The organism is Myroides odoratus (assembly GCF_001549985.1).
Taxonomy (GTDB): Bacteria; Bacteroidota; Bacteroidia; order Flavobacteriales; family Flavobacteriaceae; genus Flavobacterium; species Flavobacterium odoratum_A.
In genome coordinates this window covers 65,575-83,059 of sequence record NZ_LROZ01000012.1, presented here as the reverse complement: position 1 = coordinate 83,059, position 17,485 = coordinate 65,575, and the positions used below count along the sequence as shown (strand labels likewise).

Below are 17,485 nucleotides of genomic sequence, written 5' to 3'. Positions count from 1 at the left end.
CATTATGAAAAAACTATGTATTGTATTGACGATGATTATGATTGGATCTCTAGTTGTCGCACAGAGTAAAAAAGCCCCAAAACAAATTGAAATAGAAACAATTATAAGTGCTATTGATAGTGGAGATCCAATGTTGTTTGCTAAAATAATAACGGACGACTCTGTTTTTAAATTTGGTAACTTTCCACCTGCAACAGGTAAAAAAGAAGTATTTAAAGCGCAAACAGATTTTTTTTCCTCTGTTAAAAGCACAAAACATACTATTTTAAAAACTTGGGTAGAACCTGGCTCTATTGTCGCGCAGATGGAAGTTACTTATATCAGATTAGATGGCAGTAAGATTACACTTCCTGTCACAGATATCTTTATAATCAAAAACAATAAAATTAGTCAAACATTAATTTATATGGATATTACTCCTTTATATCAGACCAAATAATCCAAAGCAACTTTTAAAGGTTGTCTCAAAAGAAGGAGACAGCCTTTTTTTATTCTATTAAACAAAAAATCCATCCCTAGTTAGTTAACTAGGCACGGATTTTTGTTTTGAAGCGGATTCAAGAACCAAGCCTAATTAGGCTTGGTTTTCATTTGAAATCCCCCATCGGTTCATATTTGCATATTCAAAATCTTGTTTGTATCGATCGGGTATGTTCCCTTCTAGTAAAGACCCTACTTTTAGAGACGGAAAAATTTCTTCATACGTCAACATATCGTTCAATGATACACGTCTATAAATATGGGTACGCGTAATGTTTTTCATATCATCCAGTCCCGAAGCTCCTAATAATTCAACAAAGCTCTCAATCGTTCCCTTATGGTAATTTGCCATGCGGACTTTTTTATCAGCAACGTCCAAGCCGATGGTCAGCTTAGGGTCTTGCGTAGCAATTCCTGTAGGACAACGGTTGGTGTTACATAAAAGGGCTTGAATACATCCCACAGCGATCATCATTGCTCGAGCGGAATTACATGTATCTGCTCCTAAAGCCATAGCACGCGCAATATGAAACGAAGAAGTTACTTTTCCAGAAGCAATAATCTTAATGTGCTGGCGAATTCCCATTCCAGTTAAAATATTATGCACAAAAGCTAATCCATCTAACATTGGTGCTCCAATATAATTCGAAAACTCTTGGGGAGCAGCTCCTGTTCCTCCTTCTCCACCATCTACTGTGATGAAATCAGGATAAGTATCTAAGTGAACCATCGCCTTACAAATAGAGATAAACTCTGCTTTGTGGCCAATACACAGTTTAAACCCAATGGGCTTACCTTCTGATAAGTTTCGCAATTCTTTAATAAACTCAACCAATTCTAATGGAGAATTAAAAGCCGAGTGATACGGTGGGGAAGCCACAATAGTATGAGGTGTCACGTGTCTGATTTGCGCAATTTCCACTGTATTTTTAGATGCGGGAAGTATTCCTCCATGTCCAGGTTTGGCCCCTTGTGAAATCTTCAACTCGATCATCTTAACATTAGGTAGTTTTGCTTTCTCAGCAAATAAAGCTGGATCAAATTTTCCCTTTTCATCTCTACATCCAAAATATCCCGTACCAATTTGCCAAATTAAATCTCCTCCCCCTTTCAAATGGTAAGGGCTAATCCCTCCTTCTCCAGTATTATGTGCAAAATTCCCCAATTTTGCACCACCATTCATCGCTTCTACTGCTTGTGCACTTAAAGAACCAAAACTCATGGCTGAAATATTGAGAATACTAGCCGAATACGGCTGTTTACAGTCCTTATTACCAAACAGTACGCGAGGATTGTGATCTAGTTTGTCAAATGCTTTTGGCGCAATGGAATGACACATCCACTCGTATCCCTCCGCATAAACGTCTAGTTGCGTTCCAAACGGAACTGTTTCCAATTCTTTTTTAGCTCGTTGATAGATTGTTGCGCGGTCGATACGACTAATCGGTTTACCATCCGTATCTGATTCAATAAAATATTGATACATCTTAGGTCGAAGTTCTTCCATCACATAGCGAAGTCGGCCAAAAATTGGATAAATACGCCTCAGTGTATGTTTCTTTTGGTACATATCCTGATACCCCATAATCACAAAAAAGAGAACAATTACAAAAAAGATGCTCCAATTCTTATTTAAAAATATAGAAAGTAGAAGCATTACAATTAAAAGTAATGTTGAAAAAACGACGAATTGTTTACGCATAGGTTTAACTGGTTTTTAATCCTCCTTTCTATTCTAACAATAGAAAATCCGATTTATTACTAGACTGATCCAAAAATAAAATAATCAATTATTTAACCATAAAATTACAGATTAAAAATAAATAATAAAATATTAATTACAGTTTACAATCAAATTCATATTGATTTTAAGTAGAAGGACAAAAAGAGCGCGTATGGTGTGTCAATTTAAGGAACTTTAAGACTATACATCGAAGGATGAAATAAGAGCCATTGAAAATCAAAACCCATACAGCATGGTACTTCTATCATAATAAAAAAGCATCTTTAAGTGTAAAGATGCTTTTAAAAATTTCTTATTGCCTAGTGGAAGTCAAATATACATCAGCAGGTACAACATCGGCATAAGCAAATCCCAAGGCCGATAAAAAGGCGGTATGAACATCCAAGGCCTTTACTGTCTTTCCTTGCAGCTCCAAATCTCTTGATGCACAAGCATCCGAAATAACCGTACAGTCAAAACCGAAATCCTTTGCTGCTCGCGTAGTTGCATCAATACACATGTGGGTCATCATTCCCATGATAACTAAAGAGGTAATTTTATTTTCTTTCAAATATTCCAACAAGGCAGTCTCTTTGAAACTATTCGGATAATGCTTGACAATGACCATTTCCGATGCTATAGGCTTTACATGATCGTGTATTTCAACGCCTTGTGTATTAGGTTTAAAAAATGGCAGTCCCTCACCAACGGCAACATGTTGAATGTGAATAATGGGTAAATCCTCTTTTCTAAAATGTTGGAGTACTTTCTGTGCTTGTAAGCTTGCTGCTGTGGCTCCCACTAATTCCCATGCTCCTTGCTCAAAATAATCATTTTGAATATCAACGATTAACAATGCTTTTTTCATTTTATTGCGATTTTAAATTGGATGAATACTTTTACAAACTATTTTACCGTATAATTGAAAAAACCGATTAGTGAACTAATCGGTTTTTTATTTACCTGAACAGAAGTTCAAATTTTTATGCTTGTACTTTCTTTTCAATCAAGAAGAATAAACGAATAGCTGAATGAACTAAGATACAAAAAATCTAGGGTTTATGTGATTTTATTGTGTTAAGAATCATCTTACTACAAACAAAAAGACTTCTTTACATTCTCCTTCTTATTGCACACCAGCCTCTAAAATAGCAAAGCGCTTTGCTTCCACATCAATTTCTGCCAATCGCCCATATGGCAAGGTAAATGTTGGACAAGTATGACCAAAGTCCATTTGCATAATTACAGGTAAACCTCCCAATCCCTCTTCATCTAATACTTGCAAAATCGCTTGTTTATATTCCGCAGCATACAGATTATCATACGGTCGCCCAATAATCAAACCGTGTATTACCTCTAAAATCCCCATAGCTGCATACCCGCGCAACCAATGCCTGATAAAAAAAGGCGCTGGTTTTTCTTCTGAGGTTTCTAAAAATAAAATAGCCCCTTTCCATACCTCCAATTCTGGCCATAGTATCGTTCCCTTTATTAATTCTAGGACTTCCATACACCCTCCAATCAAAGGACCTTGTACTTTCCCTTTCCCTCTTGCAAAATCCCATCCTTCACTAGGGGTAAGTGTTCTCTTTATCGGTTGCAAAGAAGGATCAAACCAATCTAAAAATTCTGTGGTCCATCCTGCCTTATTGGGTTTTAATTCTCCTATAGGCGCTGTACTAAAAAGCGTGCGTTTGATATCTTCTATTTGATACGCATGCATACCACCATTTTCTGCAAAGCCAACTAAAACTGAAGTTCCATAAAACGAACTTAATCCCGCTTTTAAACACATGAAATGCGTTACCGTTGTATCTGAAAATCCCAAAAAAATCTTGGGATTTTGACGAATAATATCAAAATCAATGTACTTGAGGAGACGCATACTTTCCTCTCCTCCAATAGTAGAAAAAATAGCTTTAATCTCAGGATTTTGAAAGGCTTCCATTAAATCAGCAGCCCTTGCTTCTGGGTGTTCATAGATCCATTGTGCCGATTGCAACGCATGTGTTGTTTCAACAACCTTCAATCCAAATTGTTCTTCAAGCTGATTTTTACCAGCTTGATAACGGATAGGCAAATCACCTGCTCCACCCCAAGACAAGGAAATCGTTGCTACGGTATCTCCTTTTTGTAAGCGCTGTGGTTGTACTAATGTTTTCATTTATGTTGTTGATTGTACTATTTTGGCTAAAAGTGTTTGAAACACTTCTATTTCTTCTTTGGTTAATACTTCATATGCCTTTTGAGTAAAGCTCGCTCTGAAACTCTCGGAATGGGCAACGACGTCTTTGCCTTTTTTTGTTAGGCTCATATAAAACGTTCGACGATCTGTTGTAGACTGTGTTTGTTGAATAAAGTTATGTTCCAGTAAAAACTTAATCTGTCGAGAGATTGCAGCTGCACTAATTTGAAAGTCACAGGCTATTTGTTTCCCTGTACTTTTATCATTGTGATACAAATACTCCAAAATAGTATAATGCGTAGCTGTAATGCCATGTGTACTACTTTTACTCGCATTGGCTAATACAGAACATTGAAGTGCTGTAAAAAGATTATAAAATTCTTTTTCGTTACGTTTCATCCTCTCGTTTCTTTCCTTATTCTTTAACAAAGTTAACTATTAATTTGAGACTTCAATTCTTTTCTATTTCAAAACAATCATTAACTTTGTTAAGTATTAACAAGGTTAAATGCTATGAAAGATATCCGCGTCATAAATGCAAGACAAAATAACCTCAAGAACCTATCCTTAACCCTACCAAAAAATAAAATCACCGTTTTTACAGGAGTTTCTGGATCAGGTAAATCTTCTTTGGTATTTAAAACGATTGGAGCCGAGGCTCAACGTCAATTCAATGAGACACAAGACAGTTTTACGCGCAATCGATTGCAGCACTTGGGGATTCCTGATGTAGATAAAATAGAAAACTTAAATGTACCCATCTTAATCAACCAAAAGAAACTTGGAGGTAATGCCCGATCTACCGTTGGGACAGCTACAGATATCTACGCCTCCCTCCGCTTGTTATATTCGAGAATGGGTACTCCTTTTGTTGGTTACTCCAACGCTTTTTCTTTTAATAATCCGCTGGGCATGTGTTTGACCTGTGAAGGGCTGGGAATTACTCAAACAGTAAACCTAGAAGCCCTATTGGATAAAAGCAAATCCCTACATCAAGGAGCTATCTTATTTCCGACCTTTCAACCAGGAGGATGGAGATTAACCCGTTATACACAGTCGGGTTATTTCGATCCAGATAAAAAGTTAGCCGATTACACCCCAGAAGAATGGGACATGCTTTTATATGCTTCAACACACAAACCCTTAAATCCCAGCAAAGAATGGGGAAAAACAGTAAAGTACCAAGGGCTAGTTCCGCGAATTGAACAAACATTTTTAAAGAAGAACTCCAAAGAAAACAGCAGACGCAAAAAAGATTTACATCTTGTAACAACTACCGTAACCTGTCCTAGTTGTAACGGACAACGATTAAACAAAACGATTTTATCTTGTACGATAAATCAGTTGAATATTGCCGATGCTACAGCCCTGTCCATCGACGAATTACTGGATTTCATCCAATCACTTCCATCTCATACATTTGAAGTTATTTTAGACGATTTAAAAGAAAAGTTTCAAAACTTACTTGCTATTGGATTGTCGTATTTAACGTTAGACCGACGAACAGAAACCCTATCAGGTGGGGAAAGTCAGCGAATTAAAATGGTGCGAAATCTAGGCAACAGCCTCACTGATTTGCTTTATATTTTTGATGAACCCAGTATCGGATTACATCCCAAGGATTTACACAATATTGCAAACATCATCAAGCAAATCCGAGATAAAGGCAATACGGTTCTAGTAGTAGAACACGATCCTGATTTAATTAGAATAGCGGATTGGGTTATTGATATGGGGCCTAAATCAGGTAAGGCTGGCGGAACGATCTGCTATGCGGGAACTTTTGAAGCACTTCCAACCTCTCCAGGAGCCACAGGACGCTACTTTGCTACCCCTCCAACAAGCAATACGACGCCAAGAAAAGCAACGGCCTATTTACAACTTGGCCCAACGAGTTTGCACAATTTAAAAAACATAAGCGTAGCAATACCCCAACAGGTACTAACCGTGGTTACAGGAGTGGCAGGGTCTGGGAAAAGCACCCTCCTAAACAAGGTACTACCCCACTATTATCCAGCAGTTACGATTATTGATCAATCGCCATTTACCGCTAATCAACGATCCAATATACTGACCTTTTTAGGCTTATCGGATGATGTAAGAAAGCGATTTGCAAAAGCCAATGCCGTTTCGGATAAATACTTCAGCCGCAATAGTGAAGGTGCTTGTGAAAATTGTAAAGGATTGGGCACAGAGAAAATTGATTTGGCTTTTTTAGATGATATCGAACAACCTTGTGAAGTTTGCGGAGGGTCAGGATTTAAGCCAGCGGTTTTACACTATACCTACCGCAAAAAGTCAATTGTAGACCTTATGAATATGACCGTTGAAGAAGCCCTTATTTTCTTCAAGGAATCGCCTAATTACACGTCCGTCTTTTCTATTCTCCTCCAACTGGGTTTAGGCTATTTAACCCTTGGGCAACGCCTAGATTCTTTTTCTGGCGGGGAAAGACAACGCCTTAAATTAGCGAAAGAATTAAAACAAACCAATCAAATCATCGTCTTAGATGAACCTAGTACAGGGCTTCATCCAAGCGATACACAAAAACTTTTGGATTACCTCAATAATCTCGTAGACCAGGGAAATACCGTTCTTGTGATTGAACACAACTTAGATGTCATTGCTCAAGCAGATTGGATTATTGATTTAGGTCCTGGTGCAGGAAAAAATGGAGGAACTATCGTCTTTACAGGTACCGTAACGGATCTAATACAAGACACTAATTCTGTTACAGGTCAGTACCTAAAAAAACATCTTGCTCGAATGTAAGGAGCACGCAATTTTGTGTATTGCGGATACACTATAAAGCAAACAAAAAAGCGCGAACTGTGGTTCGCGCTTTTTTGTTTGATATACCAATCCTTTCCTGCGATTAGATTTTAGCTAATTCCGCATGAATGAATTGTAAATCGGCTTCTGTCAAGTGAATACTCATCGCTTGAGCATTGGCAATGGCCTGTTCTGCATTACGGGAACCTGCTAATACCACTGAAATAGCGGGTTGCAAACTGGTCCAACGCAATACCAACTGAGAAAGTGTTGCTCCTTTATCCTGGGCCAATGGCGTAATCGCTTGTAAAAACGCTTCTACTTTCGCTAAATCAAATTGTTGAAAATACCCCTTTCTGTGGTCATTGTCTTTTAGCTTTCCCTCGTTAAAGTACTTCCCTGTTAATAATCCTCTTTCCATCGGACTATAAACAATAAGACCTAAGTTGTGATCCAAGGCATAAGGAACTAAATCTTGTTCTATACCTCTATTTAACATGCTATATCCCACTTGATTACTCGCAATATTCAACGTTTGACGAGCTTCTTTTACTTGATCTACACTATAATTACTCACCCCTGCAGCGCGTATTTTTCCTTGTTGAAGTAGCAGTTCCAATGCTTCCATGGTTTCTGCAATAGGCGTCGTTTGATCTGGCCAATGAATTTGCAACAAGTCGATATAATCTGTTTGCAGGCGTTTTAAACTCTCTTCCACCTCTTTGATTACATTGGCTTTAGAAGCATATTTATATACTGGAATTTGCTTCCCTCCTTCTTCAGCATTAAAGAAAAATTCTCCTTTGCCGTTATTGCTTCCGTCCCATACTAAACCAAATTTACTAAGCAATTGAATTTTACTTCGGTCATACCCTTGGATGGCTTGACCAATCATTTCCTCACTCAACCCAAATCCATAGAAAGGTGCTGTATCTAATGTCGTTACACCATGATCAATGGATGCTTTCACTGATGCTATAGAATCTTTTTGTTCATTACCTCCCCACATCGTTCCTCCAATAGCAAATGCACCATACGTGATTGCGGATAATTCTAAATCTGTATTTCCTAATTTTCTGTATTCCATTGTATTATATTTTTTTTGTGATAAATAATTGTGGTTGTTCTTGTAATTGCGTTCCTATTAAGGCACCAAATTCTTGTAGGTAAGGTTGTTGATTGTGTTGATCTAATCCTTGTTGATCACGCCAAATCTCATAAAAAACAAACGTACACGCATCGGATTGGTCTTGATGTAAATCATATTGCAAACAAGCAGCTTCTTTGCGACTTTGTTCAACCATATGAAGCAATACAGCCAAAACTTCCACTCGATATTCAGGTTTGGCCTTAATAATAGCAGTTATACTAATGTTCATGATACTCATATAAAGTTAGTGAATTGTTTTTTTAGGTGTGCGACATAGTCTTGATGGTAAGCTTGTAATCTCGCTGCTGTGCAATTTTTCTCTAAATCGTGAAAGTGAAATCCTTCTAGCTTGGTTAAACCAATAAATTGATTCATTTTGTGGAAACCAAACAAAACACCCTCGTCTTCCGAATGCTCATCAAAAAACTCTCCTTCTAGTGTAAAGGCCGCTTGAGGAGCATTCCATGAACTCGTCACCATATAGTGTTTTCCCTGCATTAATCCACCTGTACCATAGTTGATGTCCGGATTCTTACTACTTCTTCCATCATTGGCGTAAATACCGTTGTTATGTCCTGCCGTAAATACTTCATCAATGTATTTTTTTAGTCCATTCGGCACTTGAAACCACCAAATAGGTGTATGGTAAATGATCACATCTGCCCATTTGTAATTTTCAGCTTCTTCTGCTGGCGTATAAAGATTATTTATGTTGGTGATGCGTACTTCATGACCTAATTCACCAAGCGTATCTGCTGTCCAATTGGTTACTGTATTATTGAATAAACCTCCCGAATGTGCAAACGTCTGCCCACCATTAATAATGAATATCTTTTTCATAGGTATTATTTTAATTATTGATAAGACAAAGTTCTATCATTAATATATATTAGAAAAATAACTTATCTTATAATAAACTATTAGAATTATAATAGTTAAAAACTTATCCCATGCTACCTAACACACCTTTATCCCTATAAAATAGGGCATTTTCACTTTTTTTAGTACACAATCTCTCAATGGTATGGCTTCCTTCATTTGCGGCACAATCATCCATTTACAATAGCCTCAACATACTATTGTAATGAATTAAATCTTACTTTTGTATTATAAATATTATACATTATGCGTTGGAATCTAGAATGGATCAGAACCTTTAAAGCGATTTACGAAACAGGCACACTATCTGCTGCTGCTCAAGAATTGTTTATCTCTCAACCAGGGGTAAGTTTACATCTAAACTCCTTAGAGGCTTATACGGGATATAAACTTTTTGATCGTTCTGCTAGAAAAATGGTTCCTACAGAAAAAGGAAAAATACTGTATAACTTTGTATTAGAATCGCTCAATAAACTAGAAGTTGCAGAGCAACATTTTCACAAACGCGCCCAAACAGATCGCACGACAATTAGCGTGGGCATGTGTTTTGAAACCTTTCAATATACATTAGAAGAACATATCGCTACTCTTCCCTTTAATCTAATCATTAAGTTTGGCGAGTATCCGCAAATGCAACAGGATCTAGATCACGGATTATTAGACTTAATTATTACCCCACAAAAAGGAAATCAACAAAACCTGGAATACACCGCTTTCTCTAAAGAACGATTGGTACTTATTGCGGGTAACCAAACCGATACGAAAGAAATCGAACAACGTTTAGCAGATCAACAAATCACAGCAGTAAGAGAATTGCTTAAACAACAGCTGTGGTACAGTACCGCAGCAGATATGGAGCACTTAAAGAATTTCTGGTTGGCCCATTTTAAACAACACCCTGATTTTAGTCCGAATTACATCGTTCCCAATATGAGCTCTATTATTCGCTGTCTAAGTGATGGTGTAGGATTTGCTATTGTACCCGATTTCCTTTGTCAGGATAGCCTTCAATCAGGTAAGATTAAACTAGTATGGGAAGGAATCCAACCGTTAGAAAACACCTTGTACTTCGGCACGAGAAAGAAAACCATGTATGCAGCAGAAATCAATCAATTGGAAGAACTGCTTAAAGAGAAATGGAGCGTATGAGTTAGGGTTATGGGTGGTGAGGCGGTGAGAGGATGAGGCGGTGAGCAAACTTCATAAAGAACAAATTCACCATCTCACCCTCTCCTATGTCAACCCGACGAAAGAGGGGATGTATCCGTACTCAACGCTAGTTATTCCGTTCAGTATTAGGTGTGAGCGCTAGATGCGACCCTTCGTTGCCTCAGGGTGATTACTGGGTGTAGATTATAAGACGATGAGAAGTTAGGCGTGAGCAAACCTCACCCTCTCATCCTCTCACCGCCTCACAAAGAAGAGGAATAAATGTTCTAATTAAAACAGAGTTCCTTCTTTAATCGATAAATCTTACAACTTCAAAAAGCACAACTCTTACCGCCTCATCCTCTCACCGCCTCACCCCCTACAAAGCATAAACCTCTAATATTTCCAAGCCAAGATACGGCTCACTTTATTGCCTTGTTCCATGTGAATGACACGGACTTCAGCTACCTCAGATCGTTTTAGCAACGCCTGCAATGGTTTTAGGTTATCTTTATTTGAAACGAGCGTCGTAAACCAAACCGCTTGTCTTTTAAAGTGTTTACTCTCGTAAATATAGTTCGTAATAAATGCTTTTTCTCCACCTTCACACCACAATTCATTATTCTGACCACTAAAATTCTGTACAGGCTTTCCAATAACCTCTTTGCCTAAATTTCGAAGCTTTTGGGTTGTTTTAGCCAATACCTCTGCTCTAGATGAAAAGAAAGGAGGATTGCAAATGACTACATCGAAGTATTCTTTTTCTCCAATGATATTTTTCAAGATATTTCGCTTGCTCTTTTGCTGGCGAATTGTTACTTTATTTTTCAAATGAGGGTTGTTATTCACAATGTGACTTGCCGTTTGAATCGATACTACATCGACCTCAGATCCAACAAACTCCCATCCGTATTCTGCCACACCAATGATTGGATAAATCACATTAGCTCCAATACCCAAATCCAACACCTTCACTCCTCCACCAGTAGGAATCTTACCTCCGTTGTCTTCGCCCATCAAATCAGCGATATAGTGTAAATAATCTGCACGTCCAGGAATTGGTGGACAAAGATTCGTTTTAGGCATTTCCCAAAACGTTATTTTATAATCTTGCATCAAGATTGCTTTGTTAAGCAATACAACAGCTTCAGGAAGAGCAAAATCAATCGTATCCCTTCCCGATGGATTTTTGATAATAAAAGCTTCTAATTCAGGAACCACCAATCTCAATTGATCAAAATCATATCCCTTTTGGTGTTTATTGCGTTCATGTAACTTCTTTTGTACTTTTTTAGCGTCTTTCATTATCTTAATCTTTGGTGCAAAATTAGACTATTTCCATGGTTTTCCTATGAGTTCCCCCTTTTTAATTCCAGTAAAACAACACCAAGCCCTTACTATATCTACTCTTTTTTCTTTAAAAAAGGCTAACCGTTGAACTAAAATATCATACCCCCTTTCTTCACTTCTCCTTGTACATCATATTGAGATGAATAGAAATACCCAAAAAAAGAAATAAAACGGAGATATTATACAGATAATATCCCCGCTACATGTAATATAAAAACACGTATGTATACTGTGAGATTGTCTACATCTAAGTAATACGAACGAGAGTTCTTATGACAGTTTGTCTATTTTCTTTTGGCTTGCAGCGTGTTTAGCAGCAATATAACCGAAAACCAATCCCTGTCCAATTGTTGCTCCAGCACCAGGATATACCGGTCCAAAAACATTCGCTGCCGTATTTCCAATAGCATAAAGTCCTTTTATTTTCTCCTGATTCTCTAAAAGCACCTCTGCATTTTCATTCGTCATTAAACCACCACATGTCCCCAAATCCGACAAGACGATTTTTATTGCATATAGTTTTCCTTTAAGTGGACGCAAACAAGGATTGGGTTTTACCGTTGGATCCCCATAATATTGGTCATACTTACTTTCACCTCGTTTAAAATCTGTATCAACACCCTTTTTAGCTAACTTATTAAATCGTTGAAAAGTTTGGTCAAATGCACCTAGAGGAACCTGTATTTTTTTTGCTAATTCCTCGGCATTAGAAGCTGAAAAAGCAATTTTTTGTTCGTACCACGTCTTTGGAATAGGCATCATTGGAAAAACAGAACCTGCCAATAGATATTGGTTGCGATACTTTTGATCAAAAATCAACCACATTTCACCAACTGGGTGCTGTTCTTGTTCCAGTTGTAGTACGGTTTGTCCGAAAGTCATATAGTCAACAGACTCATTGATAAATCGCTCTCCTGCAGCATTAATCATAAAACTACCAGGAAGTGATCGTTCTGCTAAAAGTACTTGAGGACCTTCTTTGGCTGTTACTGGAGCAACTGCTGGAAACCACCAAGACTCTTTCATATTAGCCAATGAGACTCCCATCTCTTTTCCTAAGACAATCGCATCCCCTGTATTTCCTTCTGCACCAAAACTCAAGTCATTTACCAAAGTAGGTGATTGATACTGGTGACGCATCAACATATTATGGTCAAATCCACCAGCGGCCAAAACAACTCCATAGCGTGTTTTAATCGCTACTTCTTTTCCTTGCTGCATGACCGTAACACCTGTCACTCTCCCCTTGTCTACCTGAATGGCTTTAAGGGCTGTATTTGTATATACGGGAATTCCCGCTCGAAGCACCCCATCAAACATCCCCGCAGCAATAGCTTGACCACCAGCCACATATTTCTTCCCTAAAAGCAATCCTCCAACCCCTTGTGTTAATCGTTTCAGAATAATAGGAAAGGCTTTCAATGGTTTTTTCAGCATCAAGTTGATCCATTTATAATCATATCCTGTTACAGGCATAGGCAGAGGAGCTTCCATTTTGCCCAAGCGAAAGCGTTCCTTTTCTTTACCTAGGCGATTTAAATTAAACGGTTTGGACTCACAAGTACGCCCAGTAGCTGATCCTCCAGGTGTTTCCGGATGATAATCGGAATAGCCCTTCGCCCAGAAAAAATGCAAAGCAGTTTGTCGATAAAGCATGGCTATCGCGGCATTTCCTTTATCTAGAAAAGCCTTCCATCGCTCTTGAGGATATCCTTTAATAAGCGCTTCTAAATATTGTCGACCATCTTGGACATCATCCTTTGATCCATCCTTCTTCAGCACTTGATTACCTGGAATCCAAAATGCCCCACCAGATAGCGCAGTTGATCCTCCTACATAAGGCGTTTTTTCAATAACAAGGGTTGATAATTCATTTTCATACGCTGCCAAAGCAGCTGCCAAACCTGTTCCAGATCCTACAACGAGTAAGTCTACCGTTTGAGGCTCTAGGACTGCACCTGTTTTTACTTTTTTATTTTTCATTTGTTTACAGTTAAATATTAGGGTAATCTTTTTCTATCTACAAAAAAAACAGCACGGCTTACTATGGTTGACCTATGTATTAACCTGAACTAGTTGATGGAGAGAAGATGATCACTCAAAATAGGTCATGCATAGCGCACAAAGACGAGTTACTGTTTTAGATGTGTTGTATATGAACACGCTCCCTGATTAAACCATCAACTAAAACCCTAAGATACAACATTTTATTTAAATGTTACACATTGTAACACTTTAAACATTTATCTTTGAAAGATGAAAACGAATCAAAACTAGAAAATGAAGGAACAGCCCACAACAAGAAAAGATGCCCAGCAGAATAAACAAATATTAATCCTAACTGCATTAAAATTGTTTAAAACACAGGGGCCTGAGGTATCTTTAACGGATATTGCCAAGGCTGCCAAAGTATCAAGAATGACCTGTTATCGCAATTTCCCTGATAAACAAGCCCTCATAGCTGCGGTATTCCAACATAATTTAAATCAACTGGCGAGCTATGCCGAACAGCTTAAAAATGAGGACCAAGCTTTTTTTAAACTACTCCATGCGGTCGTAGAATTACAAATAGATTACAGTCTGTTACTTCCACACATGAAAGAAGAACAAAACCAGGAAGCTTCTCAATTCTTATTTTCCATTTTCAGCAATTCGGTGGTACAAGCTAAAGCTGCGAATCAATTGCGTCCTGACTTTACGATAGAGGAAGATTTAATCCTCGTATTGATGATGATGGGCGGTGCAATTACTGCATTTACAGCTACTAAAAATAAGCAACAAGCACAACGCGCCTTGACTTTACTGGTGCAAGGATTACAATACTAGCCTCTCTATTCAAGAAGCTAACGCTTACTGGGCGTGGATTATGAGAAGGTGAGACGATGAGGCGATGAGCAAACCTCACCTTCTCACCGCCTCTACAAAGAACAAAATGGAGAGGGGAAATTGGAAAAGGGAAAGAAGTAAATGTTCTAGTTAAAATAGAGTTCCTTCTTTAATTGAACACTTTACCAATCCGTCAACCAACGTTTATTGTATCAAATGGCCATTCCACAGCATGGTATCAGCGCGAGATGCGACCCCTCCTCCGTCGGGGTGACATACTGGGTGTGGATTATGAGAAGGTGAGACGATGAGCAAACCTCACCACCTCACCGCCTCACCGCCTCATCGCCACAAAAAAAACAAACCTCACAAAGTCCCCCCTTTCTTTTTTAAAGGGTAAAAAAGAAACAAAAACCCCCTCAACTAACCCAAATAAAGGTCAAATTTGTTTTTAAGTCTGAAAATAAAAGAACTCGCTACGCTCAAACACCTTTTATTTTTACAGCCTTTTCAAACATTTGACGCTCTTTATTTGACTTACGTTGGGAGTACATTGTCTTTTGTAAAGATGTTTTTTGCTTTTAAGTAAATTGGTTTTCTACTATCTGCTTTGAAAAAGAGTATCTCATAACGCATTACTCTTTTCGCTTTTTTGTCAAAAGCTTTTTTGATAATTTCTTCGCTTAAAGAAGAATGTCTCACCATTATGGGTTATGGGGTTATGAGTAAAGTCTAATCTCATCTTCTTTAATCAATAAAACCTCCGATTTCAAAAACCTCACCATCTTATCTTCTCACCCTCTCATCCTCTCACCTTCTCACCGCCTCACAAAGAACAAACCTCACCCTCTCACCACCCTACAAAGAACAAACCTCACCGCCTCACAACTGCTACAACTCATATAAAACGGATCACCCCTACTTTCTTATGCTTCATTTTTCTTTGAGCATTATATTGCTAATAATCTAATAAAACCATTGCTATTAATCACTATAACTAGCAAAAAGAAGATAAAATTCAAATAAAAAAATTAAGATACGTAGAAATAATACACATAAAATACACAATACGGGTATTATATACACATTTTATTCATTTTTCATAAACATAGTTTATAAAAATACAACGAAATCATAAAAAACAATAACATACTGTAAATCAATATATTATAAATTAAACATTAACTTATCAAGATTATAAAAAATAGTTTAACATAAAAAAAATAAACAAACTAGTGTAATTATCTATTTTAGTTTTTAATACACATATTTTTAATAAAAAATAAATATTATTCTTTTTTATATTAAAAATTACACAACTAGCATTCAATCCCTTATTGAGACTAGAATAGCTGTTGTAATTTATTTTTTTAACACTATCTATAAACACATTAGCAAAATTATCTTTAAATAACATTATTTCTTTTTGTGCATAGAAATTGAACATTTACTAGCAACTGTGAAATTTTTTATGACAGCTAGTATCACAGTTCATATTAACCCTTTAAAAAAGAAATTATGAATCACCAAAATTCAAGACACAGTCAGTCTCAAAGTAGTAGACAATCGCATCTTTACCACATGGCAGAAGAGATTTATCAATTAGGTTACGAACATGGATATGACGACGGAGCAGATGATGAGCGTTACGATGACGAAATGGATCAAGAAGACATGGAATACTTCTTTGACGACGAAGACTTTGATTATGACGGAGAAGATGACTATGGTTATGATCACCGTTCTAACTTTGACGAAGAAGACCATCCTCGTGATGCACAAGGACGTTTTGTATCTAAATCAAGACGAGGTAGATCTCAAGGATCTGGAAATTCATCTAGTTACAATAATACTAACTATGGTTCTTCCTCTGGTAGAAGATCATCAGGTTCATCTAACCACATGGGCCAAGGTTCCGGAAGAAGATCTTATAATTCTACTTCTCAAAGTGGTCAATCTTCAACAGGAAGAGGATCGTATAATTCAAACACAAACCGCTCGAATTCATCTAGTGGTTCAAATAGAGGTACTGGTCGTCGAGGTTTCGCAGCAATGAGCAAAGCGAAGAGAACTGAAATAGCGAGAATGGGTGGTCGTGCATCCCATGGTGGCGGACGTTCAACAAGCAATGCTAGAAGATAATCGACTGCTAGGCCAATATCAATTAAAAGAAGGAGTCTCTGCTCCTTCTTTTATAAAAAAAAGAAAATATGAAAAATTCGAATTATACATCCCAGGCAAGCACTGAATTCAAAAAACTGTTTATCACCTTGTTAAAAGGTATTTATAACACAGAACATGCAATCATAGAAGCTTTGCCACCCCTGATAAAAGCAGCTACCACACAGGAGTTGAAAGACACCCTTCAAGACCATGAAATTGTCACGCGTAGACAAATCATGCGCTTAGAGCGAATCTTCAGAAAGCTAGACTTAACACCCGAAAAGCAGCCGTGTAGTGTCATGGAAACCTTTGAGGCTATTACAAAGAAAATAATCCAGGTGACTCCCGATGGTAGCATGGTACGAGATGCAGGGCTCATTGTAGTTGCTCAACAAATTGAGCACTATGAGATTGCTACCTACGGTGGATTAATTCAATTTGCCTTGGCCATCGATGCTTATGAAATAGCTAATTTATTAGAACAAACCCTTGAAGAAGAAGAAGAAACGGATTTCGAGCTTACACAAATAGGAGAATGTCACATAAACCTAGAAGCAGGTGAAGACGAACATTCGCAGCAAGATGAAAATGAAGAGGACGATGATAGTGAAGATGAAATAGAGCAAAGAAATTCTTCAAGCAGTACCAAACGAAACAGCGCAAGCGCTACAAAAAATAAAGGAGCAAAGCAAAAATAACTTAGTTTCAGCTCAATAAAATTGCTAGAATTGAAAATCAAGTGGCTTACACAAGGTAATTTCCATAGTTACTCATACCATAATAACAACATCCTTGGTAAGCCACTTTT

At 37.6% G+C, this 17,485-nt stretch carries 16 protein-coding genes; 6 read left to right on the top strand and 10 right to left on the bottom strand.

Translation table 11 applies throughout. From position 1 onward, the window contains the following. Positions 1 to 4: 4 nt before the first annotated feature. Entirely contained in the window at positions 5 to 439 is a 435-nt protein-coding gene (locus AWV75_RS12740; RefSeq protein ID WP_060874738.1) for a nuclear transport factor 2 family protein, read from the top strand. Positions 440 to 574: 135 nt separating this feature from the next. Here the strand turns inward: AWV75_RS12740 and AWV75_RS12735 are convergent, their stop codons facing one another. The 4 genes from AWV75_RS12735 to AWV75_RS12720 form a co-directional block, all read right to left on the bottom strand. Next, entirely contained in the window at positions 575 to 2,182 is a 1,608-nt protein-coding gene (locus tag AWV75_RS12735) for an FMN-binding glutamate synthase family protein (protein ID WP_060874737.1), read from the bottom strand. 334 nt (positions 2,183 to 2,516) lie between these two features. After that, positions 2,517 to 3,071 (bottom strand): cysteine hydrolase family protein, encoded by a 555-nt coding sequence (locus AWV75_RS12730; protein WP_060874736.1) that lies wholly within the window; start codon positions 3,069 to 3,071, stop codon positions 2,517 to 2,519. Positions 3,072 to 3,329: 258 nt separating this feature from the next. Beyond that, entirely contained in the window at positions 3,330 to 4,367 is a 1,038-nt protein-coding gene (locus AWV75_RS12725) for a S66 family peptidase (protein WP_060874735.1), read from the bottom strand. Then, positions 4,368 to 4,787, bottom strand: a complete 420-nt coding sequence (locus AWV75_RS12720) for a MarR family winged helix-turn-helix transcriptional regulator (protein WP_060874734.1) — start codon at positions 4,785 to 4,787, stop codon at positions 4,368 to 4,370. Between the two features lie 114 nt (positions 4,788 to 4,901). On the opposite strand from AWV75_RS12720, the gene AWV75_RS12715 reads away from it, so the two are divergent. After that, positions 4,902 to 7,160: an ATP-binding cassette domain-containing protein gene (locus AWV75_RS12715; RefSeq protein ID WP_060874733.1), complete on the top strand. Its 2,259-nt coding sequence runs from the start codon at positions 4,902 to 4,904 to the stop codon at positions 7,158 to 7,160. 103 nt (positions 7,161 to 7,263) lie between these two features. Here the strand turns inward: AWV75_RS12715 and AWV75_RS12710 are convergent, their stop codons facing one another. From AWV75_RS12710 to AWV75_RS12700, 3 genes are read right to left on the bottom strand one after another with little or no spacing between them, the layout of a single operon-like run. Further along, positions 7,264 to 8,247, bottom strand: a complete 984-nt coding sequence (locus AWV75_RS12710; protein WP_060874732.1) for an aldo/keto reductase — start codon at positions 8,245 to 8,247, stop codon at positions 7,264 to 7,266. A gap of 4 nt (positions 8,248 to 8,251) precedes the next feature. After that, positions 8,252 to 8,539, bottom strand: a complete 288-nt coding sequence (locus AWV75_RS12705) for a putative quinol monooxygenase (protein WP_060874771.1) — start codon at positions 8,537 to 8,539, stop codon at positions 8,252 to 8,254. Positions 8,540 to 8,544: 5 nt separating this feature from the next. Continuing rightward, positions 8,545 to 9,150, bottom strand: coding sequence for an NAD(P)H-dependent oxidoreductase (locus tag AWV75_RS12700; protein WP_060874731.1), 606 nt, complete (start codon positions 9,148 to 9,150; stop codon positions 8,545 to 8,547). Between the two features lie 285 nt (positions 9,151 to 9,435). Between AWV75_RS12700 and AWV75_RS12695 the strand changes: the two genes are divergently transcribed. Next, positions 9,436 to 10,338 carry a LysR family transcriptional regulator gene (locus AWV75_RS12695; protein WP_060874730.1) on the top strand — a complete coding sequence of 301 codons (903 nt, stop codon included), beginning with the start codon at positions 9,436 to 9,438 and terminating at the stop codon, positions 10,336 to 10,338. Between the two features lie 396 nt (positions 10,339 to 10,734). On the opposite strand, the gene rlmF is transcribed toward AWV75_RS12695, so the two are convergent. Then, a complete protein-coding gene (rlmF, locus tag AWV75_RS12690; protein WP_060874729.1) occupies positions 10,735 to 11,643 on the bottom strand; it encodes a 23S rRNA (adenine(1618)-N(6))-methyltransferase RlmF in 909 nt (302 codons plus the stop codon). 315 nt (positions 11,644 to 11,958) lie between these two features. Continuing rightward, positions 11,959 to 13,671: a 3-ketosteroid-delta-1-dehydrogenase gene (locus tag AWV75_RS12685; RefSeq protein WP_060874728.1), complete on the bottom strand. Its 1,713-nt coding sequence runs from the start codon at positions 13,669 to 13,671 to the stop codon at positions 11,959 to 11,961. Positions 13,672 to 13,968: 297 nt separating this feature from the next. Between AWV75_RS12685 and AWV75_RS12680 the strand changes: the two genes are divergently transcribed. Continuing rightward, positions 13,969 to 14,514: a TetR/AcrR family transcriptional regulator gene (locus tag AWV75_RS12680; protein WP_060874727.1), complete on the top strand. Its 546-nt coding sequence runs from the start codon at positions 13,969 to 13,971 to the stop codon at positions 14,512 to 14,514. Positions 14,515 to 15,051: 537 nt separating this feature from the next. Here the strand turns inward: AWV75_RS12680 and AWV75_RS18760 are convergent. After that, entirely contained in the window at positions 15,052 to 15,219 is a 168-nt protein-coding gene (locus AWV75_RS18760) for a hypothetical protein (protein WP_156424198.1), read from the bottom strand. Between the two features lie 813 nt (positions 15,220 to 16,032). On the opposite strand from AWV75_RS18760, the gene AWV75_RS12675 reads away from it, so the two are divergent. Together AWV75_RS12675 and AWV75_RS12670 are read left to right on the top strand one after the other, a co-directional pair. Next, complete coding sequence (locus AWV75_RS12675; RefSeq protein WP_060874726.1) at positions 16,033 to 16,656, top strand: KGG domain-containing protein; 624 nt, start codon at positions 16,033 to 16,035, stop codon at positions 16,654 to 16,656. A gap of 68 nt (positions 16,657 to 16,724) precedes the next feature. Continuing rightward, entirely contained in the window at positions 16,725 to 17,375 is a 651-nt protein-coding gene (locus AWV75_RS12670) for a DUF892 family protein (RefSeq protein ID WP_060874725.1), read from the top strand. The last annotated feature ends 110 nt before the right edge of the window (positions 17,376 to 17,485 follow it).

What these genes read in the sequence shown, in the direction of transcription:
- AWV75_RS12740 (WP_060874738.1), top strand. Translation starts at nt 5, where the DNA reads ATGAAAAAACTATGTATTGTATTGACGATGATTATGATTGGATCTCTA.
- AWV75_RS12735 (WP_060874737.1), bottom strand. Translation starts at nt 2,182, where the DNA reads ATGCGTAAACAATTCGTCGTTTTTTCAACATTACTTTTAATTGTAATG.
- AWV75_RS12730 (WP_060874736.1), bottom strand. Translation starts at nt 3,071, where the DNA reads ATGAAAAAAGCATTGTTAATCGTTGATATTCAAAATGATTATTTTGAG.
- AWV75_RS12725 (WP_060874735.1), bottom strand. Translation starts at nt 4,367, where the DNA reads ATGAAAACATTAGTACAACCACAGCGCTTACAAAAAGGAGATACCGTA.
- AWV75_RS12720 (WP_060874734.1), bottom strand. Translation starts at nt 4,787, where the DNA reads ATGAAACGTAACGAAAAAGAATTTTATAATCTTTTTACAGCACTTCAA.
- AWV75_RS12715 (WP_060874733.1), top strand. Translation starts at nt 4,902, where the DNA reads ATGAAAGATATCCGCGTCATAAATGCAAGACAAAATAACCTCAAGAAC.
- AWV75_RS12710 (WP_060874732.1), bottom strand. Translation starts at nt 8,247, where the DNA reads ATGGAATACAGAAAATTAGGAAATACAGATTTAGAATTATCCGCAATC.
- AWV75_RS12705 (WP_060874771.1), bottom strand. Translation starts at nt 8,539, where the DNA reads ATGAACATTAGTATAACTGCTATTATTAAGGCCAAACCTGAATATCGA.
- AWV75_RS12700 (WP_060874731.1), bottom strand. Translation starts at nt 9,150, where the DNA reads ATGAAAAAGATATTCATTATTAATGGTGGGCAGACGTTTGCACATTCG.
- AWV75_RS12695 (WP_060874730.1), top strand. Translation starts at nt 9,436, where the DNA reads ATGCGTTGGAATCTAGAATGGATCAGAACCTTTAAAGCGATTTACGAA.
- rlmF (WP_060874729.1), bottom strand. Translation starts at nt 11,643, where the DNA reads ATGAAAGACGCTAAAAAAGTACAAAAGAAGTTACATGAACGCAATAAA.
- AWV75_RS12685 (WP_060874728.1), bottom strand. Translation starts at nt 13,671, where the DNA reads ATGAAAAATAAAAAAGTAAAAACAGGTGCAGTCCTAGAGCCTCAAACG.
- AWV75_RS12680 (WP_060874727.1), top strand. Translation starts at nt 13,969, where the DNA reads ATGAAGGAACAGCCCACAACAAGAAAAGATGCCCAGCAGAATAAACAA.
- AWV75_RS18760 (WP_156424198.1), bottom strand. Translation starts at nt 15,219, where the DNA reads ATGGTGAGACATTCTTCTTTAAGCGAAGAAATTATCAAAAAAGCTTTT.
- AWV75_RS12675 (WP_060874726.1), top strand. Translation starts at nt 16,033, where the DNA reads ATGAATCACCAAAATTCAAGACACAGTCAGTCTCAAAGTAGTAGACAA.
- AWV75_RS12670 (WP_060874725.1), top strand. Translation starts at nt 16,725, where the DNA reads ATGAAAAATTCGAATTATACATCCCAGGCAAGCACTGAATTCAAAAAA.